The sequence below is a fragment of the Actinacidiphila yanglinensis genome, from assembly GCF_900107965.1.
Classification (GTDB): Bacteria; Actinomycetota; Actinomycetes; order Streptomycetales; family Streptomycetaceae; genus Actinacidiphila; species Actinacidiphila yanglinensis.
Map to the genome: position 1 here is coordinate 1 of NZ_FNVU01000027.1, position 23,839 is coordinate 23,839.

The 23,839-nt window shown below is 70.9% G+C and carries 22 protein-coding genes; 13 read left to right on the forward strand and 9 right to left on the reverse strand.

From position 1 onward, the window contains the following. The 4 genes from C4U44_RS36840 to C4U44_RS36855 form a co-directional block, all read right to left on the reverse strand. Window positions 1-484, reverse strand: a 484-nt coding sequence (locus C4U44_RS36840) for an NAD(P)-binding domain-containing protein (RefSeq protein WP_160145184.1), incomplete at its 3' end; no start/stop codon positions are given. A gap of 393 nt (window positions 485-877) precedes the next feature. Next, window positions 878-1,612 carry a Type 1 glutamine amidotransferase-like domain-containing protein gene (locus C4U44_RS36845; RefSeq protein ID WP_103890472.1) on the reverse strand — a complete coding sequence of 245 codons (735 nt, stop codon included), beginning with the start codon at window positions 1,610-1,612 and terminating at the stop codon, window positions 878-880. A gap of 223 nt (window positions 1,613-1,835) precedes the next feature. Further along, window positions 1,836-2,579 (reverse strand): class I SAM-dependent methyltransferase, encoded by a 744-nt coding sequence (locus C4U44_RS36850; protein WP_103890473.1) that lies wholly within the window; start codon window positions 2,577-2,579, stop codon window positions 1,836-1,838. A 63-nt stretch (window positions 2,580-2,642) separates the two neighbouring features. After that, window positions 2,643-3,641, reverse strand: a complete 999-nt coding sequence (locus C4U44_RS36855; protein ID WP_103890474.1) for an NADP-dependent oxidoreductase — start codon at window positions 3,639-3,641, stop codon at window positions 2,643-2,645. A 121-nt stretch (window positions 3,642-3,762) separates the two neighbouring features. Here C4U44_RS36855 and C4U44_RS36860 point away from each other — a divergent pair, with 121 nt between their 5' ends. After that, complete coding sequence (locus C4U44_RS36860) at window positions 3,763-4,662, forward strand: LysR family transcriptional regulator (protein ID WP_103890475.1); 900 nt, start codon at window positions 3,763-3,765, stop codon at window positions 4,660-4,662. 74 nt (window positions 4,663-4,736) lie between these two features. On the opposite strand, the gene C4U44_RS36865 is transcribed toward C4U44_RS36860, so the two are convergent. The 3 genes from C4U44_RS36865 to C4U44_RS36875 form a co-directional block, all read right to left on the reverse strand. Next, window positions 4,737-6,335 carry an acetolactate synthase large subunit gene (locus C4U44_RS36865; RefSeq protein ID WP_103890476.1) on the reverse strand — a complete coding sequence of 533 codons (1,599 nt, stop codon included), beginning with the start codon at window positions 6,333-6,335 and terminating at the stop codon, window positions 4,737-4,739. A gap of 288 nt (window positions 6,336-6,623) precedes the next feature. Next, window positions 6,624-8,159: an alpha/beta hydrolase-fold protein gene (locus C4U44_RS36870; protein ID WP_160145185.1), complete on the reverse strand. Its 1,536-nt coding sequence runs from the start codon at window positions 8,157-8,159 to the stop codon at window positions 6,624-6,626. Between the two features lie 458 nt (window positions 8,160-8,617). Then, a complete protein-coding gene (locus C4U44_RS36875; protein ID WP_103890478.1) occupies window positions 8,618-9,277 on the reverse strand; it encodes a GntR family transcriptional regulator in 660 nt (219 codons plus the stop codon). 248 nt (window positions 9,278-9,525) lie between these two features. Here C4U44_RS36875 and C4U44_RS36880 point away from each other — a divergent pair, with 248 nt between their 5' ends. The 12 genes from C4U44_RS36880 (at window position 9,526) to C4U44_RS36935 (ending at window position 20,678) form a co-directional block, all read left to right on the forward strand. After that, complete coding sequence (locus C4U44_RS36880; protein ID WP_103890479.1) at window positions 9,526-10,551, forward strand: amidohydrolase family protein; 1,026 nt, start codon at window positions 9,526-9,528, stop codon at window positions 10,549-10,551. Between the two features lie 36 nt (window positions 10,552-10,587). Continuing rightward, entirely contained in the window at window positions 10,588-11,271 is a 684-nt protein-coding gene (ligK, locus tag C4U44_RS36885) for a 4-carboxy-4-hydroxy-2-oxoadipate aldolase/oxaloacetate decarboxylase (RefSeq protein ID WP_103890480.1), read from the forward strand. Window positions 11,272-11,289: 18 nt separating this feature from the next. Next, entirely contained in the window at window positions 11,290-12,156 is an 867-nt protein-coding gene (locus tag C4U44_RS36890) for an amidohydrolase family protein (RefSeq protein ID WP_103890481.1), read from the forward strand. Next, window positions 12,149-13,063: a substrate-binding domain-containing protein gene (locus tag C4U44_RS36895; RefSeq protein WP_103890482.1), complete on the forward strand. Its 915-nt coding sequence runs from the start codon at window positions 12,149-12,151 to the stop codon at window positions 13,061-13,063. Before C4U44_RS36890 ends, C4U44_RS36895 begins: the two co-directional genes overlap by 8 nt. Window positions 13,064-13,110: 47 nt before the next feature. Next, a complete protein-coding gene (locus C4U44_RS36900) occupies window positions 13,111-14,037 on the forward strand; it encodes an alpha/beta fold hydrolase (protein WP_103890483.1) in 927 nt (308 codons plus the stop codon). A 48-nt stretch (window positions 14,038-14,085) separates the two neighbouring features. Then, window positions 14,086-14,928, forward strand: coding sequence for an ABC transporter ATP-binding protein (locus tag C4U44_RS36905; protein ID WP_103890484.1), 843 nt, complete (start codon window positions 14,086-14,088; stop codon window positions 14,926-14,928). Between the two features lie 12 nt (window positions 14,929-14,940). Then, the gene (locus tag C4U44_RS36910) at window positions 14,941-15,807 is read left to right on the forward strand and encodes an ABC transporter permease (RefSeq protein WP_103890485.1); all 867 of its coding nucleotides are present in this window, start codon (window positions 14,941-14,943) and stop codon (window positions 15,805-15,807) included. A 72-nt stretch (window positions 15,808-15,879) separates the two neighbouring features. Continuing rightward, complete coding sequence (locus C4U44_RS36915; protein WP_103890486.1) at window positions 15,880-16,881, forward strand: ABC transporter substrate-binding protein; 1,002 nt, start codon at window positions 15,880-15,882, stop codon at window positions 16,879-16,881. A gap of 40 nt (window positions 16,882-16,921) precedes the next feature. Then, window positions 16,922-18,058, forward strand: a complete 1,137-nt coding sequence (locus tag C4U44_RS36920) for an Ldh family oxidoreductase (protein WP_160145186.1) — start codon at window positions 16,922-16,924, stop codon at window positions 18,056-18,058. After that, entirely contained in the window at window positions 18,055-18,522 is a 468-nt protein-coding gene (locus tag C4U44_RS36925) for a cupin domain-containing protein (RefSeq protein ID WP_103890488.1), read from the forward strand. Before C4U44_RS36920 ends, C4U44_RS36925 begins: the two co-directional genes overlap by 4 nt. Continuing rightward, window positions 18,506-19,081, forward strand: a complete 576-nt coding sequence (locus C4U44_RS36930; RefSeq protein WP_103890489.1) for a carboxymuconolactone decarboxylase family protein — start codon at window positions 18,506-18,508, stop codon at window positions 19,079-19,081. Before C4U44_RS36925 ends, C4U44_RS36930 begins: the two co-directional genes overlap by 17 nt. A gap of 139 nt (window positions 19,082-19,220) precedes the next feature. Further along, window positions 19,221-20,678, forward strand: a complete 1,458-nt coding sequence (locus C4U44_RS36935; protein WP_103890490.1) for an aldehyde dehydrogenase family protein — start codon at window positions 19,221-19,223, stop codon at window positions 20,676-20,678. A gap of 140 nt (window positions 20,679-20,818) precedes the next feature. Here the strand turns inward: C4U44_RS36935 and C4U44_RS36940 are convergent, their stop codons facing one another. Next, window positions 20,819-22,933 carry a glycoside hydrolase family 2 protein gene (locus C4U44_RS36940; protein WP_103890491.1) on the reverse strand — a complete coding sequence of 705 codons (2,115 nt, stop codon included), beginning with the start codon at window positions 22,931-22,933 and terminating at the stop codon, window positions 20,819-20,821. 78 nt (window positions 22,934-23,011) lie between these two features. Further along, window positions 23,012-23,713, reverse strand: a complete 702-nt coding sequence (locus tag C4U44_RS36945) for an MFS transporter (protein WP_160145187.1) — start codon at window positions 23,711-23,713, stop codon at window positions 23,012-23,014. Window positions 23,714-23,839 lie beyond the last annotated feature (126 nt).

Here is a 23,839-nt window from a genome sequence, read left to right on the forward strand (position 1 = left end):
AGCCCTTACCCGTCGCATCCTGCTCGACCGCCACGATGCACGGCACACCACGACCCTCCTCGTACTGCCGGCGCACCAGGTGACCCGGACCCTTCGGCGCGACCATGCACACGTCCACACCCGCCGGCGGCTTGATGAAGCCGAAGCGGATGTTCAGACCGTGACCGAAGAAGATCGCGTCACCGTCCTTCAGGTTGTCCTTGATGGACTCCTCGTACACACGCGCCTGGATCGGGTCCGGCACCAGAATCATGATGACGTCGGCCTCGGACGCGGCCTCGGCCACCGTCACCACCCGCAGACCCTGCTCCTCGGCCTGCGCCTTGGACTTGGAACCCTCATGCAGACCGACGCGCACATCGACACCGGAGTCACGCAGCGACAGCGCGTGGGCATGGCCCTGACTGCCATAGCCGATGACCGCGACCTTGCGGCCCTGGATGATGGACAGGTCGGCATCGTCGTCGTAGAACAGCTCGGCCACTTCTGGTCTCTCCTTGCGTGCGGGTGTGTCGGGTCTCCCCCACAAAACACGGGGGGCGGCGCGGGTATGGAGGGCGCCCACAGAAGGGGAGAACGTTCATTCTCCCCACCTCGGAAGCATGCCCTCTCTCGCCTCCCGAAGTCAATACCGAACGTTCTCCTTCGCCCTCGCGGCAGTACTCCGCCGGCTCGGGGGGCGTCGTAGCGCGCCGGGCGGGAGCACCCGGGCTCGGAAGCGGGCCGGTGGGGCGCTCGGCCTCGTCGTCCTCGGAAGAGGCATCTCCTGGTGGATCGCGGAGGCCACCAGGACTCCCACCAGGTTCCAGCAGACCGCCGCCCTGCCCACCTCGCAGCCATCTTCATCTGGTCGGACAGATGATCCGAAGTCAACGGCCTACGGCTGGAACAGCTTCCACTGTCCCTCGGAGACGACCTCGACGGCGCCGTCGACCACCTTGACCGCGCTCTCGTCGTCGATCGCGTACGTCGGGGCGGGGATGTGTGCCGCCCACTTCTCGGCGTTGGCCAGGGAAGCGTCCGGATGGTCCGGGTGCTCCAGATGCGGGATCACCGCGAAGTCGACGAGCCCCGCGCCCCGGCCGGTAACGAGCAGCCTGTCCACGTCGCCGTCCGGCGTGCCGAAGACGACCTCCTGCGAGCTCACCGGCCTTTCGTCGCCGTGGGGAGGCTCGGTGTAGGTCTCGACGAACGTGGTGGTGGCGGCGATGCTCCCGGCGCTCACCCCCACGTAGACCGCCTCGGGGCGCAGCGACGGCAGCAGGCCGGTCAGACCGGAGCGGCGCATCCACCCGGCCAGGAACAGGGGGTCACCGCCCCACACCAGCAGCGCGTCGGCGTCGCGCACCGTCGGTACCCAAGCGGCCTCCTCGATGCTCGGCAGCACCGACAACTCCAGGACGCCCAGGGACTTCCAGCCCAGATCGGCGAGCGGTGACGACCCCGCGCCGCTGAGCGCCCGCCAGGCCATGCCGGGGCCGCCGGGGAAGGGATAGATGGCGGTCGGGATGAACAGGGCGTGGGACTCGGCGATCGGTTTGCCCAGCAGACCCTCGAGTGCGTCGCGGATGCTGCGGTTCTTGATCCCGGATGATGTGAGGAGAGCCTTCATGTCGTTGCCTTCCTGGGGTGCCCTGATGAGGCGCCCGCCGTGCCCACCGGGGGTGACGCCCGCGTCTCGGACCCTAGTGCTCGGCACCGACATTGCCCGGCGCCCAGGCACTCCGCGCAGGTGTGCCTATGAGCGACTGCCTACGGCACCCGGACGATCGCGGCCTGCAGCGACCTCTCCACCGCGACCCGGAACGGCCGGACGCCACCCACGGCATCAGGCGTTACGGGGCAGCCGCGAGCGCATGAAGAGACCTCGCGCGGACGCCCAGGAACGGTGGCAGTCCCGCCCTGTGCGGTTGTGCGGCCACCACTTGGTCGCTCGGGGAGGGCTCGACGACGGTTTCCAGGACGAACCCGTGCCGGACCAGAGCCGTCAGGTACGTGGACAGCGTCCGGTGCTGGTTGCCCGCCCGGCGGGCGCCTTCAGGGTTGTCCGACCGCCAGAATCCTTCGGCAAGGTAGTCCCCGACCACCCGTCGAACGGGCCCGTCGGCGCTACGGGTCCAGCCGGCGTGCGGTGCTTCGAAGCACGGGTGGGGGATCGTGAAGGCAAGCGAGCCCCGCGCGGTCAGCACGCGCCGCACGGCCGCGAGCGCGGCATCGAGGTCGGGCACGTTGTTCAGGGACAGCCCGGCGGTCACCCAGTCGACCGAGCCGTCCGCGACCGTCCCCAGCACGCACCCGTCATCGACCGCGTAGGCCACCGTGCCAGGACCTCCGGCCCCGGAGGCGCGGGCATGTTCGATCATCCGCGGTGAGGGGTCGATGCCCGTGACGGAGGCTCCGCGGGCGGCTGCCGCGCGGGCGACGATGCCCTCCCCGCAGCCGAGATCGAGAACGCGGCACCCGCCGAGCCGGTCGGGCAGGAGCCCGAGCAGCAGGTCGCAGTGGAAGTCGTGCATGGCGGAACCGGTCCGCAGCAGTTCCGCATACCAGTCGGCGATGGTGTCCCAGGAATCAGTCATCAAAACCCGGACGCTACTGGTTCCCGCCGGGACACCACCACCGACTTCACCGGAGTGCGGCGATCACGAGACGACCGTCAGCACGATCTTCCCCTGGATGTGGCCCTGCGCGGCTCGCGTGTGGGCGCCGGCCGCGTCACGCAGAGGGTGGGTGCTGTCGACCGCAACCTGGAGCCTGCCGTCGTCGAACAGGCGGCCGATCTCCGCGAGTTGGGGGCCGCTGGAGCGCACCTGGATGTTCGAGACCGTGATGCCCAGGCGCGCCGTCTCCTCCGGGTCGTAGGCGGCGAAGAACACCGGGAGCATGGTGCCTCCGCGCTTGAGTACCGTCAGGAAACGCGAGCTGTCCGGGCCACCGACGGTGTCCACCACCAGGTCGACGCCGCTGACCACGTCCGCCACCCGCGTCGTGGTGTAGTCGATGAACTCGTCCGCGCCCAGCTCGCGCAGGAACTGCTCGTGCCGGCCCGAGGCCACCGCGATGACGCGTGCGCCCTTCCACTTCGCCAGTTGCACCGCGAAGTGGCCCACTCCCCCGGCGGCTCCGTTGACCAGCACGGTCATCCCCGGTGCGAGCGGCACCGGGCGGTGCACCCGGACGGTGAACGGGGACGGCACGTCGTGGCCGAGGTCGATCAGGTACTGCCAGGCCGTCAGCACGGCCATCGGCGCCCCGGCCGCCCGCACGTGATCGACGGTGGCCGGCTTGTGCGCCAGGTCCGCAGCCGGCGCGGCCACGTACTCGGCGTACGTGCGGCCGTCGAATCCGGGGAACCGCAGCATGCCGAAGACCTCGTCACCGACGGCGAACCCCCGCACGTCCGGAGCGACCGCCCGGACCACGCCCGACAGGTCCGTGCCGGGGGTCAGGGGAAACTCCAGCGCCGGCCTCATCTCGGCCGGCATGACCTTCATCCCCTCGCGCAGGTACCAGTCCGGCGGGTTGATGCCCGCCGCGTGCACCTGGACGAGCACCTCGCCCGGGCCGATGCCGGGAAGCGGCACCTCTTCGTACCGCAGGACTTCCGGCCCGCCCGCTGCGTGGAACTGGATCGCCTTCATCGCGCCTGTCGCTTTCTCGGGGAAACGTTGCTCCTCCAGTCAAGGCCCGGGACGGCGCGGCCGTCCAAGACCGGTTCGGCAACCGGTCATTCCGAAACGGCATGGTGCGTACGCTGGGCGGGTGAACGATCTCGGACAGGACCTGGACCTGCGGCTGGTGCGCTACTTCACCGTGGTGGCGGCGCACGAGAACTTCGGCCGGGCGGCCACCGAGCTGCACGTGGCCCAGCCGGCGCTGAGCCGCCAGATCCAGCGGCTCGAGAGGTACCTCGGCGCACGGCTGCTGGACCGCACCCCCCGGGGTGCCCGGCTCACCGCGGCCGGCCGGACATTCCTCCCCCGGGGCCGGGCCCTGCTGCAGGCCGCCCGCCAGGCCGAGTCGGCCGTGCGCGAAGCGGCCGGGAGCGAGCGCATCGCCATCGGTTACGTCGAGGACCTGGTGATCACCGCCGCCGTGCGGGAACTGCGCCGCCGTCACCCGGGCGCCGAGATCGCCACCCGGCACCTGAACTGCCGCGATGTCGGGGCGCTGTCCGACCAGCGCGTCGACGCCCTGATCGCGCGGACCCCGCTGCCGCTCGCCGCCGGCGACGTGGTCACCACCCCGCTGTACGAGGAGGCCCGGATGCTCGTGGTCCCGCACGGCCATCCCCTGGCCGACCGGGCATCGGTGACCGCGGAGGAGCTGGCCGGCGAAGAGGCGGCGCCGTGTCCGTTCGAGACCGCGGACTGGGCGTCCTACCGGCTCCTCGGGGCCGGCGTGCCGCCGATCGAGAGCTCCATCGAGACCTCCATCGAGAATTACGAGGACAAGCTCGAACTCGTCGCGAGCGGCGGCGCGATCGCCGTGCTGCCCGTGGGTGACCGGCGCAGCTCCTTGCGTCCCGACCTCGTCACCGTCCCGATCGAAGGCGCTCCCCCGAGCCGTGTCGTCCTGGTCAGCCGCAAGGGCGACCCGAATCCGATGATCGGGAATCTCCGGCGGGCCGCCCGGGCCGTCCTGCCCGCCCCGGCGGCCTGATCCCGGGGTGAGGTGGCGCCGCCTCGGCCCGCGGGCGGGCCTGGGGGCCGCTGTTCCCGATGTTCCCGACGGTCTCAGGCCGGCTGGAGGATCGCTTCGATGAGGTGGGGGCCGGGTGCGGTCAGCGCGGCGGAGAACTGCTCGGCGAGTTCGGCCGTGCTCGCGGCCCGGGTCGCGGGGACGCCCATGCCGGTGGCCAGCGAGGTGAAGTCGATGTCGGGCCGGCTCAGGTCGAAGAGAGCACGGGCGGCCGGTCCCGCCGCGCTGCCGCCGACACGGTCCAGTTCGGCACGGAGGATCGCGTAGGAGCGGTTGTTGAGGATGACGGTGGTCACGTCGAGCTTCTCGCGGGCCTGGGTCCACAGTCCGGAGATGGTGTAGAGCGCGCTGCCGTCGGCTTGCAGGCACACGACCGGCCGTTCGGGACAGGCGAGGGCGGCGCCGGCGGCGACGGGGATGCCCTGTCCGATCGCGAGGCCGGTCAGGCCGAGTACGTCGTGGGGCGCGGAGTCGGCGGTCGCCGGGAAAAGGGTGTTCATCCCCGCGGTGATGGACTCGTCGACGACGATCGCTTCCTGCGGGAGGAGGGCGCCGATGACCTGGGCCCAATTCTCCGTGCTCAACGGCTCGTTCACGAGCGGGGGCGGAGCGTCCGGGGCGGGCGGCGTCGGGACGGGCCCCGGCGCGACGGTGTCCGCCAGTGCCGACAGCGCGTCGACGACGTCGAAGCCCGCGTCGGGGACGAAGCGATGCACGCGCGTTCCCGGTGGGGTGAGCATGCCCGGACGGCCCGGATAGGCGAACGAGGCCACGGGTTCGCGTGCTCCGACCAGGATCAGGTGCTCGATGCCTGCGAGTTGCCGGCCGACGGCTTCGGCCCGGTAGCCCAGCGGCACGATCTGCGGTACGCCCGCACCGCGCCGCAACCGGGCCGGCCAGGTCGGGCAGAAGGCGGCGGTTCCGGTGGCCTTCCGGATCCGGGCGGCAGCGTGCAGGCCGGGCTCGCTCAGCCCGGCGCCGTCGATCAGCAGCGCGACGCGCTCCGGTCCGGTGACCAGCGCCGCCGTGGCTTCCACCTCGGCGCGGGTGACGGACCGCGGCGGCAGCGCGGGGAGCCGCGGCGCGGGCGGGGCGCTCTCCTCCCAGGAGAGGTCGGCCGCCATGATGAGGGTGGAGACCGCCCCGGAGGTGCCGGTGCGCGACGGGTCCGGGGGGCCGGGCACGTCTGCGCTCAGTGCCGCTGCCACGGCCGCGGCGGTGTCGGGACCGATGTCCGCCGAGGTCACCGGCCGGCGCACCCAACTGGAGACGGTCGCGGCCGCGGCATCGATGTCGGACTCCAGCGGCGAGTCCAACTCCTTGTGCGAGCGGGCGTGGTCGCCGATGACGTTGACCACCGGGGTGTGCGCGCGCCGTGCGTTGTGGAGGTTCGCCAGACCGTTGGCCAGACCGGGGCCGAGGTGGAGGAGCGTCGCAGCCGGCCGGCCGGACATGCGGGCGTAGCCGTCGGCGGCCCCGGTCGCCACCCCCTCGAACAGGCACAGCACACCGCGCATCGCGCGGTGGCGGTCGAGTGCCGCGACGAACCGCATCTCCGACGTGCCGGGATTGGCGAAGCAGACGTCCACGCCGTTGGCGAGCAGGGTGCGCAGGAGGGTCTCGGCACCGTTCATGGAATCTGATCGCCTTCCGTCGGTCCTTTTGAGCCGTGGTGTTCTCGCTGCCGGCGGCCCGTCACCGGCCCCGCCTGCATACCGGCTGGGACGCGGCCGTCTGCCGGGGGCCGGGTGTGCGACTTCGCTGTCGTATGTAGCGTTCACTCCACAGATGACTCTACACGCCCCCGCTCACGTCCTCCGTGCCGGAACTCACCAGCAGGAGGCGTCGGAAGCACCGCGACCCGGAGGCGCCGCGACAGGCGGCACCTCCGGGTGTCCGGGGCGAAAGGGAATCCGGGCGGCCTACTTGCTGGTGCTCCCGTTGTAGAGCCGGTCGCCGCTGTAGACCGCGCCGACCGTGCCGGACAGGTGTTTCGGCAGCGCGGCGGTCGCCGTGCCGCCTCGGAGGGCCACCGGGCGGCCGAGCGGCTTGCCGTCGACCTGGAACTGCACGGTGCCCGTCGCGGCGGCCGGCTCGTCGCTCGCCGAGGTCACCGTTGCCGTGGCGCTGCCGCCGTGGGTGCGCACCCCCACCGCGGTGGCCCGGAAGTCGACCTTGGTGAGCGCGTCGCGGAGCGCCTGCCGCCAGTAGGCCCAGTTGTGCCCGCCGTTGACGTTGTACGACACGAACGGCACGCCGTCGCCGGCCAGCAACTGCTGCTCGGCGGTGGTGTTGCCCTGGGCGAGCCCGCCGAGGTCCTGGACGGCCACGCCGATGTGCAGGCCGAGCAGTTCCTTCAATTGCGGGTTGGCCGCCTGCTCCGCGGTGGGCAGGCCGCGCGGCGCGGACCACACGGAGTAGTAGCCGAAGGTCGGGGTCTCGCCGAACAGCAGGTCCTGGACGACGGTCGCACCGCCCGACAGCCCCGCGAACGCCCGGTCGGCCGCGTCCGTACCGACGTTGAGGTGCTGTTGGACGTACGGAATGACGTCGTCGGTCATCTCGTCGTCGGTGGGGTTGTTCGGCATCACGACGACCGTCGGCTGGATCTCGTGGTCGGCGATCAGGTTGTCCAGGATGTTCTTCAGGTCGCCCTGCGTGCTCCAGTCCATCTCGTTCCCGCCGCCGCCGTGCACCAGGTACAGGGTGGGATAGGTCTGCCTGCGGTGGGCGTTGTAGCCGGGCGGCGTGTAGACCGACAGGTAGTTCTCGTCCGTGGGGTCGGTGTGTCCCGGCGAGCCGTAGGTCAGGTGCGTCAGCGCGCCCTCGTCACCGCGCGCGGCCGGTCCCTGCCACGCGTCGTCCTCCGTCCCGAACCGGGGGTCGGAGGGGACGTACACCTGGCTGCTGGGTTCCGCCGAACCGGCCGTGCTCCAGACCGGGTTGGACGGGTCGGCCGTCGCCGTGCAGCCGGTGAGGGCCGGCGCGGCGGCGGTGCAGTCCCGGTAGAAGGAGTAGTTGAAGACCCCGGACGGCAGCGGCGTGGTGTACGACCAGACGCCGGTGCGTTCGTCCTTCGTCATCGCCACGACCGGCCAGTTCGCCGCGGAGCCGGCGTTGGGGGTGGCCAGCGGGAACTCGCCGGGCTTCCAGTCGTAGCCGTAGCTCGGGGTCGAGTTGGTCGGGTCGGCCGCGATGGCGGCTGCCGAGGCGAAGGACCACTCCCCCTTGATGCGCATGCTCGTCGCCGTGGGGTCGTGGATGCGGAAGGTCACGGAGTATCCGGTCGGGCCCTTGCCGGTGTGCACGACCTGCGGAGACAGACTGCCGTTCGCCGGCGGGCGCGCCGGGCCGGCGGCGGACGCGGCGTGTGCGGCGGGAGCCGCGCCGAGCAGCGCTGCCGTGGCCGCCGCGGCGCCCACCACGCTCAGCACACGCCGATGAGGTCGGAAGGACATGGTCATTCGCTCCTTGCGTTCGGAAGAGCCCCGAGTGCGTGCCCGGCGCGTGCCGGTGCCCTCGCTGGTGCGCGGGGCGGGCGGGACAGCGCGGTCGCGCCGGATCGCCGAGCGCGACCGGCCGGGGCCGCCACGCCCCCTCCTCGTCCAAGTGCGCGGGAGCGGTCGGACCTCCGCTCCCAGCACGCGAGAAGCGTCGCCGACCTCGGCACTCCTGCTCGGGGCAAACATGTCGCCGTTGCCGGCGTGATGGCGAATGTAGGGTTACGTAATGACCTTGTCAATACTGGGTGACGAGCGGCGACCCGGACGTCCGGCGGGACTCGGACGGCCGGTTGACGTCCCCTCCGCCGACGCCCGGCGCCACGGAAGCGGGCGGGTGGGCCGCCGCCCGTCCGCCTCCGGGGCGCCCGCGAAGCCCGCCGCCCCATCGCGGCTCGACGGCAACGCCGCTGCGACTAGCGCCCGCTCAGGCCGACCGGCGGATCGCTCAGCCGCAACTGCTCGATCACGCTGCCCAACTGGGCCTCGGCGGCCGCGTCGGCGGCTTCGGGATCGCCGGCGGTGACGGCGTCGATGATCGCCAGGAGCTGGGGCAGCGACTCCTGCGGACGCCCCGGCCGCAAGGCGAGACGGAACTGGAAGCGCACCATCTGCGTGTTGAGCCGCTCCAGTTGGCGCTTGGCGACCAACTGGCCACTGAACTCGATGATCAGGTCGTGGAGCCTGCGGTTGAGCGTGGAGTAGGTCTCGAACTCGCCGTCCTCCACCGCCGTCCGCAGTTGCTCGCCGACCTCGGTCAGCACGGCGCGCTGTTCCTCGCCGGCATGCTCGGCCACCCTCCGCGCGCACAACCGCTCCAGCGCGGAGCGGCACTCGGTGATCTGGATGGCCTCCTCGACCGAGACGACCCTGATGCGGGCGCCGCGGTGGGGCACGAGCTCCACCAGGTCGTCGGCAGCGAGGTCGAGCAGGGCCTCGCGCACGGAACTGCGCGTCACCCCCATCTGGTCGGCCAGGTCCTGCTCCACGAGCCGCTGTCCGGGCACGAGTTCGCCGACCCACAGGGCGCGGCGGATCTGCGCGCTGACGTGGAGCCGCCCGGCCGCTCCCCTCATTCGCGTGCTGGTCACCTGCAGTTGCTTCCTCTCGCTCGCGGACCCGCGCCTGCCGACTCGTGGGCCCTGTGCCCGCCGCATCGTATCCGGCGGTTCGCTGACACAGTTGCCAATCTTATCACCGGCAATATTGTCAGCAATCGGTTTAACGACTACGGTGCGGAACACGGCACGGCGGGAGGAGCGACCCGGACCGTACCGTTCGGGACCCCCTGACCAGCCACTTCGACCGGCGAGGAGACTCCGCGTTGATCATCGACTGCCACGGCCACTACACGACCGCGCCCGCGGCGCTGGGCGACTGGCGCGAGCGCCAGATCCAGGCCCTGGCCGGTAACGGCGAGGCGCCGCGGCACGCGGATCTGCGGATCGGTGACGACGAGATCAGGGAGACCGTCGAGGCCAACCAGCTGCGGCAGATGGACGAGCGCGGCATCGACCTGACGGTCTTCTCCCCACGCGCCTCGTTCATGGCCCACCACATCGGCGACCTCGCCGTCTCCGCGGCCTGGGCCCGCTGCTGCAACGACCTGTGCGCCCGCGTCGGCGAGCTGTTCCCCGACCGCTTCGCGCCCGCCGCGATGCTGCCGCAGTCCCCTGGGGCCGCACCGGCCACCTGCGTCGCCGAACTGGTCCGCGCGGTCGAGGAGCTCGGCGCCGTCGCGGTGAACCTCAACCCCGATCCCTCCGGCGGCCACTGGAGCGCACCGCCGCTGACCGACCGATCCTGGTACCCGCTCTACGAGAAGATCGTCGAACTCGACGTGCCGGTGATGGTGCACGTGAGCACCAGCGAGAACCCCGCGTTCCACACCACCGGTGCGCACTACCTGAACGCGGACACCACCGCCGTCATGCAACTGATCCAAGGCGACCTGTTCGCCGACTTCCCCACGCTGCGACTGGTCATCCCGCACGGCGGCGGCGCGGTCCCCTACCACTGGGGGCGCTTCCGCGGCCTGGCGCAGGCGCTCGGCAGGCCGGAGCCGACCGAGCACCTGCTGGGCAACGTCTTCTTCGACACCTGCGTGTACCACCAGCCCGGCATCGACCTGCTGCTGAAGGTGATGCCGCACACCAACGTGCTCTTCGCCTCGGAGATGATCGGCGCCGTTCGCGGCATCGACCCGGACACCGGGCACCACTTCGACGACACCCGCCGCTACGTCGAGAAGGCCGGCCTGTCCCCCGCCGACCTGGCGGCGATCACCGAGGGCAACGCCCGCACCGTCTATCCCCGGCTCGACGCGCGGCTGCGCGCGGCCGGACGTTGAGCCGTGTCCCGGCAGCACGCTCGGAAAGGAAGAACCATGCAGGAACTCGGCGTCGTGCACACGACGATCGAGCGGGCCGATCCGCACGCCGTGGCACGGCTGTCCGCGCTGGGCGTCGCCACCGTGCACGAGGCGATGGGCCGGCTCGGCCTGATGCGCCCCTACATCCGCCCGGTCTACCCCGGCGCCCGCCTGTGCGGCACCGCGGTGACGGTGCTGCTGCAGCCCGGCGACAACTGGATGCTGCACGTCGCCGTCGAGCAGGTCCGGCCGGGCGACGTCGTGGTCGCGGCCTGCACCACCGAGAGCCACGACGGCTTCTTCGGCGAGCTGCTGGCCACCTCGCTGCGCGCCCGTGGCGCGGTCGGCCTGGTGATCGACGGCGGCTGCCGCGACATCGCCGACCTGGAGCGGATCGACTTCCCGGTCTTCAGCGCGGCGATCCACGCCAGGGGCACGGTCAAGGCCACCCCCGGCTCGGTCAACGTGCCGGTGGTGTGCGCGAACGCGCGGGTCGACCCCGGTGACGTGGTCCTCGCCGACGCCGACGGCGTGGTCGTCGTACCGGCTGCGAAAGCCACCGAGGCCGCCGAGGCCGCCGAACGCCGCGAGGCCAACGAAGAGGTCAAGCGCCGCCGGCTCGCCGCCGGCGAACTCGGCCTGGACATCTACCAGATGCGCGACGACCTGCGGGCCCACGGCCTGCGGTACGTCGACTGAAGGGACACGACACCGCTCATGCTGGTGATCGACAACCATACCCACGTCATCTCCCCCGACGGCGAGCGCTATCCGGTCGACCCGATCGGCGGGCGCCAGTCCGACTGGTCGCGAGAACACCCGGTCGACCTCGCCGTCCTGCTCCGCGCCCTGGACGACGCCGGGATCGACCGAGCCGTGGTGGTACAGGCGTCCACCGTCTACGGCCACGACAACCGCTACCTGGCCGACTCGGTCGCGGCCCATCCCGACCGCCTGGTCGGCGTCTACTCGCTGGACGCGACGGCGCCCGACGCGGTGGAGCGGATCACGCACTGGCAGTCCCGCGGGCTGTCCGGCTTCCGGCTGTTCACCACCGGCACCACCATGCCCGGCCAGGCCGACTGGCTGGCCCACCCCGACTCCTTCCCCGCCTGGGAGTACGCCGAGGCCCACGACATCCCGATCTGCCTGCAGATGACGATCGACGGGATATCCGCGCTGCGGGGCGCACTCGAGCGGTTCCCGCGCACCCGGGTGCTGCTCGACCACTGCGCGCGCCCGGACCTGGCCGACGGACCGCCGTACCAGCGGTCCGGGGCGCTCCTCGAGCTGGCCGGGTTCTCCGGGGTGCACCTGAAGCTGACCCACCGGGCGATCGACGCCGCCCGGCAGGGCGCCTCCACGGTGGAGGACTTCCTGAGCGCGCTGCTGTCCACGTACGGCTCCTCCCGGCTGATGTGGGGTTCCAACTACCCAGCCGCCGAGGGCCGGCTGGCCGACCTGCTCGCCGAGGCGCGCGCGTCCCTGGCGAGCCTGTCGGACAAGGACGCCGAGGCCGTCTTCGGGGGCACCTCCGAGCGCTTCTACTGGGGCGCGCGGGACAAGGAGAACCACGATGGCTGAGGTCCGACTGCGCACCGCTCTGGAGACCCACCCCATCGGCGCGTTGCTGCGCGGCGGCACGATCACCGATCCGGACGTCGCGCTGGACTTCGTCGAGGTCGCCCCGATCCACCGGGCGTTCGCGCCGATGGTGCGCGAGCAGAGCTACGACCTCAGCGAACTGGCCGTCGTCACCGCACTGCAGGCGCTCGCCTACGGCCACCCGATCGCGATCCTGCCCGTGGTGGTGGCGGCACGGTTCCAGCGCAAGTGCCTGATCTCGCACCGCTCGCGGCCGATCACCGAGCCGGGACAGCTGCGCGGGCGCCGGATCGGGGTACGTGCCTACACCCAGACCACCGGGATGTGGGTCCGCAGCCACCTCGCCGAGGACTTCGGGCTGGGCGCCGAGGAGTCCCACTGGGTCACCCAGGACGAGGCACATGTGCCGGAGTACACCAACCCGGCGTTCGTGGACCGCACGCTGTCGGGGAGCCTGGTCGAGGCGTTGCGCACCGGCGTGGTCGACGCGGCCGTCCTCGGCAACGACCTGCCCGGAGGGGACGAGTTCCTGCCGGTCATCGAGCGGGCGGCCGAGCGGGACCTGGCATGGTCCGCGGCGCACGGATACACCCCGGTCAACCACCTCGTGGCCGTCTCGACGGAGGTCCTGGAGCGCGAACCGGCGGCCGTGGCCGGCGCGTACGCGCTGCTGTGCCGCGCCGAGGAGACCGCCGCGAGGCAGGCATCGGCCGGCCGGGCGGACACGCCGCGGCTGACGATGACGGGTCCGGAACGGCTCAGCGGCCCGATCGAGGAGATCGCCGACGCCTGCTTCGCCCAGGGGCTCCTGCCCCGCCGGCTCACCGCCGAGGAGGTATTCGGTCCGGTGCGCGGCTTGTCGGAGGCCGCACCGACCGGCAACTGAGCCGGATGTCCCACCAGAAGTCACCGTGAATTCCTGAAAGGAAAGACATGCACACCTCCGAGAAGGTCACCACCGTCTTCGAGGCGCCCGAACGCGTCAGGGACCAGTACGCCGAAGTCGACGGCTACCGCACGCATTACCTCGAGGCCGGCGATCCCGCTGCCCCGCCGCTGCTTCTGGTGCACGGCGGATCGGTCAAGATAGGGATGGGCGTGGACCGTTGGTATCCGACCGTCATCCCGCTGTCGGAGACCTTCCACGTCTACGCCATCGACCAGCTCGGGCACGGTGACACGGACGCGCCGCGCAATCCCCGCGACCTGGGCATGGTCACCGCCCGGGCCGAGCACGTCATCAAGTTCATCGAGCATCTCCAGCTCGGCCCGGTGCATCTGGTCGGCCAGTCCCAGGGCGGCTGGATCATCACCTACATCACGCTGAAGCGGCCCGACCTGGTGGCGAATCTGGTCATCATCGACTCCGCCAGCCTTTCCGGATCGGCGGTCGGCGGGAAGCTGCCGTTCTTCAAGGACGCGTTCCGTCCCGGGACCATGATTCCCAAGGCCGACCTCACCTCACGGCAGGGAATCCTGGATCACGTCAGCAAGTTCACCCACACGCCCGATGTAGTGACGGACGACCTGCTGGACCGTCTGGTGGCGCTGTCGGCGAAGTGGTTCCAGCGCTACCGCGACCACGATCTGGAGTTCTGGCAGGAGTCGGGCTGGGACCGGCATGCCGAGATGTACTCGATCGACGGCACGTACATCAGCGAACTCGTCCACGAGCTCACGATTCCACCGCTGTTGCTGTGCGCGAAGCAGTCGAACAAGGGAATCGACGCGAGCGTGGAGCTCTACAAGAAGATCCCCGGCGCGCAGATGCACATCATCGACAAGGCCAACCACTTCCTGTGGCTGGATCAGCCCGGCGAGGTCAACAGCCTCATCACCTGGTACCTCAGTGAGCACTAGGCGGCCATTCCCGACTCGGCAACCGGCTGGACGCAGAGGAGAACAATCATGAGCGAGTCGAAGCGGACTCCGCTGCTGCAGGCGAGGAACCTGCGTCTGGGTCACCGCACCGGACGCAGCCGCGAGTTCGTCGTCGCGATCGATTCCATCGACCTGACGATCGACACCGGGGAGTTCATCTCCGTGGTGGGCCCCAGCGGTTGCGGGAAGACGACGTTCCTCGAGGCGGTCGCGGGACTGGTGCCGGTCGCCTCCGGTGACCTGCTCGTCAACGGAACACCCATCAAGGGGCCGGCCCGGAACCGGGCGATCGTCTTCCAGAGCGCCTCGCTGTTTCCCTGGCGCACCGTCGAGCAGAACGTCTGGTTCGGCCTGGAGGTCCAGGGGCGGCTGAACGACGAGACCAGGCAGCGCACCCAGCAGATCCTGCACACGGTGGGCCTGGAGAAGTACATGAAGGCCCGGCCCGACGAGTTGTCCGGTGGCATGCGGCAGCGGGTCAACCTGGCCCGTGCACTGGCCGTGTCGCCCGACGTGCTGCTGTTCGACGAGCCGTTCGGCGCGCTCGACGCCATGACCAGGGAGTCGCTCCAGGACGAACTGCTGCGCATCTGGCAGTCCGATCCCGACGGGCCGAAGACGACGGCGATCTTCATCACGCACGACGTCACCGAGAGCGTCCTGCTCTCCGACCGGGTGATCGTGCTCTCGCGGAACCCGGGAAGGATCGTCGCGGACATCGCGATCACGGCTCCCCGTCCGAGGATCAGCTCGCAGTGGCGGCTGGACCCCAAGTTCACCGAATACTGCTCCGAGATTCTCCACGCGCTGCATCCGGAGCAGAAGGCGGCCGGCCGGTCCATGACCGCCGCCACGGAATCCAGTGTTTAGGAGCCGATCGAAATGAACGACACGGTGATGAAGAACCCCGCCGACCGGACGGCGTCGCGCGAGGGAAGTCCCCCGCAGCGGAATCCCGAGCGCACTTCGGTGCTGACGTGGTGGGACCGGCTGCGCGGTCTGCAGAGCCCGTTGCTCAACCTGGCGGGTATCGCGATCCTCCTCGCCGTCTGGCAGATCTGCTCGGCCACCCACATGGTCGACCCGGCGTTCGCGAGCTCGCCGTGGAAGATCCTCGTGGCGGGGAGGAAGCTCTACTCGCAGGGCGCCATCTACACGGCGCTGGGCCAGACCGGCAAGGAATTCGGTATCGGCGAGCTGATATCGATCGTCGCGGGCACGATCATCGGTCTCGTCATCGGCGCGAGCCGGGTGCTCTACGACATGACGCGCGGCATCGTCGACGTCCTCTACTCCGTGCCGCACGTGCTGTTCCTGCCGGTGATCATCTTCTGGTTCGGAATCGGCAGCACCTCCCGGATCATCATCGTCATCTGGTCGGGAATCCTGCCCCTGGTCATCAACACCATCGCGGGCAGCCGGGCGCTGAACGCCGACTACCGCCGGGTCTCGACCGCCTTCTGCACCCCGCGGTTCAAGCGCTTCTACAAAGTCGCCCTGCCGGCGAGCCTGCCGTTCATCCTCAGCGGTGTCCGGCTGTCCGTCGGGCGCGGGCTGATCGGCATCATCGTGGCCGAGTTCTTCATGGGCAGCGGAGGCGTCGGCTTCTTCGTGCAGTTCCACATGTCCCAACTGGACACCAGCGGTGCGATGGCGGTCATCGTCACGCTGTGCGTCGTGGCACTGCTACTCAACTCGCTCGTCGCCTGGTGCGAGAAGCGCTTCGCCAACTGGTCCATCAGCGACTGACGTTGCGGGCCGCTGAGAGCGGCCCCCCTTTGTGAACGACCCGGACTCCTCCTCCACGAAAGGCTTTCAACGATGCAGGCCAATTCAAGACGCATCCGTCGACGCCCCCTGGCCATCGCCGGAGCGGCCGCGGCGGCGCTGACCTTCACGGTCGCCGGCTGCTCCAACTCCTCCGGGGGCTCCTCCGGTTCGTCCTCGCCCAACACGATCAACATCGTGTTCGGATCGAACTCCGCGAGCTACAGCGACCTGTTCGTCGGGGTGGACGAGGGGATCTTCAAGAAGCACGGTCTCAACGTCAAGCTGACCACCCTGTCCGGCGGCGCGACCGCGTCGATCTCCGCGCTCGCGGGCGGGCACGCGGACATGGTCTACGGCCAGGGCTCGAACATCGCCTCGGCGGTCCTCCGGGGCGGGAAATACACCGTCATCGGGATGACGCAGGCGCACTACAACCTCCAGGTCTGGTCGAACCCGTCCGTCTCCTCCGCCCAGGGCCTGAAGGGCAAGAAGGTCTCGTCCGGCCAGCCCGGGACGGAGAGCGACCAGGGCTGGACCTCCTACCTGGAGGCGAACGGGCTGCAGCGCTCCGACGTGACGACGGTGTACACCGGCGGAGCCAACACCGGGCAGTTCACCGCCCTGGAAACAGGCGGCGTGCAGGGGACGTTGAGCACGCCCCCGGACGACCTCGTGCTGCGCTCGCACGGCTTCCGGCTGCTGGGCGACCTGACGGGCCTGCCCAACGCCACGGACTCCATCGGAGTCTCGACCAAGTGGCTGAGCACGCACCAGAGCGTCGCCAAGAAGTTCATCGAGGCGGACAAGGAGGCGCTGGAGTTCGTCCGGGCGAACAAGGCGCAGACCATCAAGAGCATCGAGAAGCACACGCGCAGTGCCAACACCGACGACGCGACCGAGGCGTACGAGTTCTACCTCAAGGTGCTCAACCCGACTCCGGTGCTCAACGACGAGGACATCGCGGCGCTCAAGCTCGGCTTCGCGTCCGCCGCCAAGAGCGCCGGCAGGACGGCCCCCGCGGACATCACCCCCTACTACAAGGTCATCTCCTGACCGCGGAGCGAGTGACCTTCGGTCGCGGAGTACCGGACGCGTGGAACTGCAAGAGAACGGATCATCAGTAGTGGAGAGTTCAGCCACCCTTTACGCGTTGCCCGGGCTGCGCACCTTCGTGCGGGAGGTGCTGGCGTCGAACGGCGTCGCCGCCGGGGACGCGGCGACCGTCGCCGACCGGATGCTGGAGGCGGACGCCCGGGGCGTCCCCTCGCACGGGATCACCCGCCTGCCCCCGTACCTGGACCGGGTGCGGGCCGGCGGGTACAACCTCGACGCGAAGGTGCGGATCGTCCGGGAGTCCCCGGTGAGCGCGCTCGTGGACGGCGACAACGGCTTCGGGCAGGTCGTGATGACCTACGCCGCCGACCTCGCCGCGCGGAAGGCTGCCGCCTCGGGCCTGGCGTGGGTGGGGGTGCGCAACTCCAACCACGCGGGCGCCGGCGGGGTCTACGCCGCCCGCGCCCTGGAGCACGACCTGATCGGCCTGTACGGGGCGATCGGCAACGCCAACCACATGGCGCCGTGGGGCGGTGTGTCCCCGCTGTTGAGCACGAACCCGCTGGCGGTGGCGATCCCGGCCGGCCGGCAGCCGCCGGTGGTGCTGGACATGGCGACGACGGTCGTCTCCTTCGGCCGGCTGAAGCTGGCCGCCCAGCGCGGCGAGTCGATCCCGGACACGTGGGTGATGGACCTGGCGGGGGCACCGGTGACCGACCCGGCGGAGGCCATGCACGGGTTGCTCATGCCGATCGGAGGGTACAAGGGATACGGCCTGAACCTGGTCATCGGCATGCTGGCGGGCACGCTCAACGGAGCGGCGTTCGGGAGCGAGACGATCGACTTCAACCACGACCACGTCACGCCGACCAACACCGGGAACATGATCCTGATGGTCAGGCCCGACCTGTTCCGGTCGCTGGAGGAGTTCAAGGCGAGCGCCGACGAGCGCATCCGCGAACTGCGGGAGTCGCGCCCCGTCGATCCCGGCCGGCCGGTGCGGACGCCGGGCGACGCCTTGGAGTCGAGGAGCCGTCGAAGCCGGGAGCACGGCGTCCCGATCGAGCCCGCCACCGCGGCGAGGCTGGCCGCCCTCGGTGCGGCGCACGGCATCGAACTTCCCGCGCCGGTCGACGCGACCCCCGCGCACACCGACTTGGAGGGCGGACGATCATGACGGCGAACGACCGGCTGGTGATGCGGGGGGCCGAGCGCACGAGGGTGGACCGCGGCGGCGCGGTCCACAGCCTGCCGTACCTGGGCGAGTGGAACTCCGAGACCGCCGTCGTCACCACGGGCCAGACCGTCTTCGAGCCCGGCGGGGCGCTGAGGCTGCACAGCCACAACGTCGACGAGTCCGTCCTCGTCCTGGAGGGCGAGGCGACGGTCCAGATCGACGGCGAGTACACCGACCTGGTCGCGGGAGACGCGACGTGGGTGCGGGCCGGAACGCCGCACCGGTTCCTGAACCGGGGCACGGGCGTGATGCGGATCTACTGGGTCTACGCGGGCCGCGGGGTCACCCGGACGCTCACCGGGACCGGGGAGACGGTGTCGCACCTCGACGAGATGATGGACGGCGGGCTCGTCCCGGAGCTGCCGATCACGAGAGGTGGCGCCGACGATGCCCGGCGGCCGTGAGTTCCGGGCGCCGCTCCCGCGGGAACTGACCGAGGGCCAGCGGCGGATCCGCGCGACCGTACTGGACGGACTCAGCGCGTCGCAGCGCGCGCTGTTCGACCGTGAGGACGGCGAGGGGCGGCTGCTGGGGCCCTTCGGACTGGCGCTGCTCTCCCCGGCGATCGGCGGTCCCTCGCTCGCGATGGGCGCCGCGTTCCGCGGTTCCACGGTGCTGACCGCGCGCGGGCGCGAGATCGCGATCCTCGCCGTCGCGGCCGCCACCCGGTGCTCCTACGAGCGCTACGCCCACGCGGCGGTCGGCCGGTCTGCGGGGTTGGGCCAGGACGAGGTCGCGTCTCTTCTGGACGGCACGTTCGCCGGCGCCGACGAGGTGGAGGAGGCGATCCACCGCGTCGCGGTGGCCTATCTGTCCACCCCCACGGGCCGGACCCCCAACCTGCCGGCGGGGGCCGCGGACGTCCTCGACGACCGCGCCCTCTACGAACTCCTGATGCTCCTGGGCCACTACCGGAACCTCGCCATGGCGATGGGGGTCTTCGGCGTCCCGGCGCCGGAGTGACGCACGCAAGGTCGCGGAACGGCCGCCGTCGCGGGAGGCGACGTGCGGCCGCCGCTGAACGCTGCCCGCACGGGCGATGCGGGTGCGATGCGCGAACGGGACGCGGCCGCCGACGACACAGAAACGAGAGGGATCACTCATGACCGCCATCGCTGAACCAGTTCTGGGCCGGCACGGAAGCTTCGTCTCCGGCGCCGAGGCCACCGATGCCGGCGGGCGGTATCGCGCCGTCGTCAATCCCGCGGACGGCTCCCTGCTGGCCGAGGTCGCCGACGGCACGCCCGAGGTGGTCGACCGTGCCGTGGCCGCCGCCGTCGGGGCGGCCCGGGTGTGGCGGTCGACGGCGCCGGCCCGGCGCGGACGCATCCTGCTGGACATCGCCGCGGCCATCCGGGCCGACGCCGAGGCGATCGCACGTGCCGAGACGCTCGACAACGGCAAGCCGCTCAGCCAGGCCGCCTCGGACGTCGAGTCGGCGGCGAGGTACTTCGAGTTCTTCGGGGGCTACGCCGACAAGTTCAACGGTGACGCGATACCGCTGGGCCAGGGGTACGTGTCCTACACGATCCACGAGCCGTTCGGCGTGGTGGGCCACATCCTGCCGTGGAACGCGCCGCTCCAGCAGGCGGCCAGGGGCATCGCCCCGTGTCTCGCGGCGGGCAACGCGGTGGTGGCGAAGCCCTCGGAGGAGACGCCCCTGTCGACGCTCCGGCTCGCGCGGATCGCCGTGGAGTGCGGGCTTCCGGCGGGCGTGTTCAACGTCGTCACCGGCACCGGCGCCGAGGTCGGTGCGGCGCTGTGCGCGCACCCGGACGTGCGGCGGCTCGCCTTCACCGGCTCGGTGGCCACCGGCCGGGTGGTGGCGGCGGCCGCGGCCGACCGGGTGATCCCCTCGACGCTGGAGCTGGGCGGGAAGTCCGCGAACATCGTCTTCGCCGACGCCGATCTCGACGAGGCGGTGGCCGGCGCCGTCAAGGCGAGCATGGTCAACGCCGGGCAGATCTGCTCGGCCGGCACCCGGCTGCTGGTGGACGAGCGGATCAGCGCGCGGTTCGTGGAACGCCTGACGGCCACCCTGAGCGGGATGTCGGTGGGACCGGGCATCGACGATCCCGACATCGGCGCCATCACCACCCGCGACCAGTTCGCCAAGGTCAAGCGCTACATCCAGATCGCGGAGGCCGAGGGGGCGACGGCCATCCGGTGCGGAAGGGCGGTGGCCGACCGCCCGGCCGGCGGCTTCTACGTCGACCCCGTCGTCTTCGTGGAGGTGCGGGGCGACATGACGATCGCCCGGGAGGAGGTGTTCGGACCGGTACTGAGCGTGCAGACCTTCCGCGACGAGCAGGAGGCCGTCACGATCGCCAACGACAGCGAGTACGGGCTCGCCGCCGGAGTGTGGACCGCGGACATCGGCACCGCGCTGCGCGTGGCAAGGGACCTGGAGGTCGGTCAGGTCTTCGTGAACGAGTACTTCGCCGGCGGCGTCGAGACGCCCTTCGGCGGAGTCAAGCGCAGCGGCTACGGCCGCGAGAAGGGCCTGGCCGCGATGTACGAGTACACCCAGTCGAAGGCGGTCAACATCAGGATCGGCTGACCGACCCCGCGCGCCGCCCGGGCCGTTGGGCGGCGCGCGTCGTCCCGGCGGGCCGGGGAGCCCGTGTGCGGTGGGGTCCCCGGCCCGGCGGCCACGGTGCGTACCAGCGGGACCGGGCGGTCGGCGGTGCCGGGGACTCCTCAGGCCCCGGCGAGTGTCCAGGTGGCCGTGTCGGTGTGGGTGGTTCCGTCGATGGTGGCGGTGACGGTGACCGTGTTGGTCCCCGGGCGCAGGGTCACACCGGTCCAGGTGAAGATGTGGTCGGTGCTGCTGCGGCTGCCCAGCGAGGTGCCGTTGAGAACGGCGCTGACCGTGCCGGCGTTGGAGTAGACCTTCACCTCGGTGGCGGCGTCGGTGCGTGCGGTCCAGCGGCGGCTGGTGACGTAGAGGGTCGGCGCGGTCGACCAGTTGGCCTTGTACCAGTAGAAGGCGTCCTTGCGGGTGGCCCGGTCGCGGGTGACCAGGCCCTTGTCGTTGATGCCGGGCCGGCTGCCCTCGTTGCGCCCGTCGGAGGCGAAGTCGAACATGTTCCAGACGAACGACCCCCAGATGAAGGGCCGGTCGGCGATCTGCTGCCACTGCGCCTCGTGCAGCAGCGCCTGGTACTCCTCGGGGTGGAACTGGCCGCCCGCGCTCGGCTCCGCCGGGTTGAGCGCGTGCTGCGTGGTGTTCGCGCCGGCGCCGTACTCGGAGATGGCGAAGGTGCGGTTCGGCTCGGCCGCGTGCAGGCTGTCGGCCCACGGCCCGAGGTCGTTGTAGGAACCCCCGTACCAGCCGAAGTACTTGTTGTACGCGGTCGTGTCCGCGTGGCTCGCCACCGTGGCGTCGTTGCCGAGGTCGTTGGCGTAGGTGCTGATCCGGTCCGGGTCCTCGCTCCTGACCAGCGCGGCGAGGCTCGCCAGCAGCGTGTTGGTCGGGGTGTCGTCGGTGTTCTGCTCGTTGCCGATGCTCCAGAAGACGATGGAGGGGTGGTTGTAGTTCTGCCGGATCAGCTCGCGCAGCTGGTTCTGCGTGCTGGCGGTGAAGGCCGCGGAGTTGGTGGTGGCGTTGATCAGGGGGACCTCGGCCCACACCACGACGCCGGCGGCGTCCGCGAGGTTGTAGTCCTTCTGGTCGTGCTGGTAGTGCGCCATCCGCACCGTGGTCGCGCCGATCTCCTTGATGAGGGACCAGTCCTGCTCGTGGTCGGCGTCGGTCTCGGCCCATCCCACGCCGGCGCGGTCCTGGTGCAGGTCCACCCCGTGCAGGCCGAGGTGCTTGCCGTTGAGCGTGAATCCGGTGGTGTCGAGGCTGAAGCTGCGCAGGCCGAGCGGTTCGGTGACCACGTCGGTGACCGTCCCCGCGGTGGCGTCGCGGATCTCGACGCTGGCGCTGTACTGGTAGGGGTCGGCCAGGCCGTTCCAGCGGCGCGGGTTGGCGACGGTGAGGGTCTGCACGACGTCCCACTCGGTGTTGGCGGCGACTGCCTTCACCGCGGTGCTCCGGTCGGCCACGACGGTGCCGTCCGCGTCGGTGATGACGGCGCGCACGACCACGTTGCGGCTGGTGGTGTTGTTGTTGAAGACCTTCGCGGTCACGTCGACGGTGGCGGAGGCGGCGGTCACACCGCGCTGGCGCAGGTAGATGCCGGGACCGGCGTAGTCGAGCATCCGCACCCCGAGCCTGTCGATGGCGTAGAGGCTGACGTTGCGGTAGATGCCGCCCTGGAAGGTGTAGTCGGCGCTCAGCGGCGCGATGTCGGGGTTGTTGGCGTTGGTCACCTTGACCGCGACGACGCTCTCCCGGCCGGGGGTGAGGTTGGCGGTGACGCCGAACCGGAAGCGTGCGTAGCCCCCTTGGTGCTGCCCGAGGTGGGTGCCGTCGATCCAGACGTCGGCCACCTGGTTGGCCCCCGCGAACTGGAGGAAGAGCATCTTGCCCGACAGGTCGGCCGGCACGGTGACGCGCCTGCGGTACCAGCCGACCCCCCGGTAGTAGTTGCCGCCGCCGTCCGCGCCGTCCTGGGCGTTCCACGTGTGCGGCACGCTGAGGGCGGTCCACGCGCTGTCGTCGAAGGAGGGCTGCTGCGCATCCGCGACGTCGCCCTGGTGGAAGCGCCAACCCGAGTCGAGGCTGAGCCAGGTACGCAGCGCGGGCGGGGTGTAGGTCTGCGCGGCGGCCGGCGCGGCGCCGGCCGGGCCGGCCGCGGCGAAGGTGGCGAGTGCGCCGCCTGCGAGGGTGCCGAGCAGGTGCCGGCGGCTGGGATGTTCGTTCATGGTGTGCCTTCCCAGGTGGGGGGATGCGGCCCCGGCCCGCACAGGCGTCCGCACCGTGCGGCGGGGCCACGATCCGAATCACACGGTCACGTACATGAACAATGATCTGCAATATGAACCAGGTGTGAGGCTAGGACGACCCATCGCACGGGTCAACCCTGGCGTGCACCGGATCATCTCCGGCCGTGGCGGGGGAAGTGGGGCTCCCCCACCGTTCATTCGGCTTCGGGCAGGTCCACGATCTCGGTGATGCCGCGCCGCGCCGCACTCCCGCCGGTCACGTCGGCGGCCCGCACCAGCGCGGGGCGGCGGCCCGCCGCCGCGAGCTCCATCCACGCGTCGAACACCGCGCAGCGACTGGCCCTCGACGTACCGGGTGCGGTCGACCAGCGAGGCGAAAAGGCTGCCGTCGCAGACCGTGAAGAGGACCGAGCACAGGCCGAGCGCGCACACGACCGCGTAGAGCTGCCCGAGGGTCAGCACGCCCAGGGCGCGGCACACGGGCAGGCTCGCCAGCAGCACGAACGCGCACAGGTCCGAGCCGATCATGAGGACGCGCCGGCGCCCGCCGCGGTCCGCCAGCGCGCCGAGGTGGAGGGTGAACAGGCCGGGGGCGAGCGCGGCGGCGTTGAGGAGGCCCATCTGCGTCGGGCCGGCGTGCAGCATCACGGCGGCCGTCAGGGGTATCGCGAGTGCGGTGACACCGTCGCCCAGCATGGAGACGGTGGAGGCCGTCCAGTACCTCCGCAAGGGCGCGTCGCGCAGGAGGCGGGGCAGCATCGGGAGGACGGCACGGGGCAACAGAACCATTCACCTGACCGAGTCGATCCGCGCTTCCGGTCCGAAGGCGCGGCATGTCCGTCGTGTCGTACGGCGAAGCGGCACGGGCACTCGTGCGTCACCTCA

Excerpts from the sequence above, each read along its gene's own strand:
- C4U44_RS36845 (WP_103890472.1), bottom strand. The coding sequence starts at position 1,612 with ATGAAGGCTCTCCTCACATCATCCGGGATCAAGAACCGCAGCATCCGC.
- C4U44_RS36850 (WP_103890473.1), bottom strand. The coding sequence starts at position 2,579 with ATGACTGATTCCTGGGACACCATCGCCGACTGGTATGCGGAACTGCTG.
- C4U44_RS36855 (WP_103890474.1), bottom strand. The coding sequence starts at position 3,641 with ATGAAGGCGATCCAGTTCCACGCAGCGGGCGGGCCGGAAGTCCTGCGG.
- C4U44_RS36865 (WP_103890476.1), bottom strand. The coding sequence starts at position 6,335 with ATGAACGGTGCCGAGACCCTCCTGCGCACCCTGCTCGCCAACGGCGTG.
- C4U44_RS36870 (WP_160145185.1), bottom strand. The coding sequence starts at position 8,159 with ATGTCCTTCCGACCTCATCGGCGTGTGCTGAGCGTGGTGGGCGCCGCG.
- C4U44_RS36875 (WP_103890478.1), bottom strand. The coding sequence starts at position 9,277 with ATGAGGGGAGCGGCCGGGCGGCTCCACGTCAGCGCGCAGATCCGCCGC.
- ligK (WP_103890480.1), top strand. The coding sequence starts at position 10,588 with ATGCAGGAACTCGGCGTCGTGCACACGACGATCGAGCGGGCCGATCCG.
- C4U44_RS36890 (WP_103890481.1), top strand. The coding sequence starts at position 11,290 with ATGCTGGTGATCGACAACCATACCCACGTCATCTCCCCCGACGGCGAG.
- C4U44_RS36895 (WP_103890482.1), top strand. The coding sequence starts at position 12,149 with ATGGCTGAGGTCCGACTGCGCACCGCTCTGGAGACCCACCCCATCGGC.
- C4U44_RS36900 (WP_103890483.1), top strand. The coding sequence starts at position 13,111 with ATGCACACCTCCGAGAAGGTCACCACCGTCTTCGAGGCGCCCGAACGC.
- C4U44_RS36905 (WP_103890484.1), top strand. The coding sequence starts at position 14,086 with ATGAGCGAGTCGAAGCGGACTCCGCTGCTGCAGGCGAGGAACCTGCGT.
- C4U44_RS36910 (WP_103890485.1), top strand. The coding sequence starts at position 14,941 with ATGAACGACACGGTGATGAAGAACCCCGCCGACCGGACGGCGTCGCGC.
- C4U44_RS36915 (WP_103890486.1), top strand. The coding sequence starts at position 15,880 with ATGCAGGCCAATTCAAGACGCATCCGTCGACGCCCCCTGGCCATCGCC.
- C4U44_RS36925 (WP_103890488.1), top strand. The coding sequence starts at position 18,055 with ATGACGGCGAACGACCGGCTGGTGATGCGGGGGGCCGAGCGCACGAGG.
- C4U44_RS36930 (WP_103890489.1), top strand. The coding sequence starts at position 18,506 with ATGCCCGGCGGCCGTGAGTTCCGGGCGCCGCTCCCGCGGGAACTGACC.
- C4U44_RS36935 (WP_103890490.1), top strand. The coding sequence starts at position 19,221 with ATGACCGCCATCGCTGAACCAGTTCTGGGCCGGCACGGAAGCTTCGTC.
- C4U44_RS36940 (WP_103890491.1), bottom strand. The coding sequence starts at position 22,933 with ATGAACGAACATCCCAGCCGCCGGCACCTGCTCGGCACCCTCGCAGGC.
- C4U44_RS36945 (WP_160145187.1), bottom strand. The coding sequence starts at position 23,713 with ATGCTGCCCCGCCTCCTGCGCGACGCGCCCTTGCGGAGGTACTGGACG.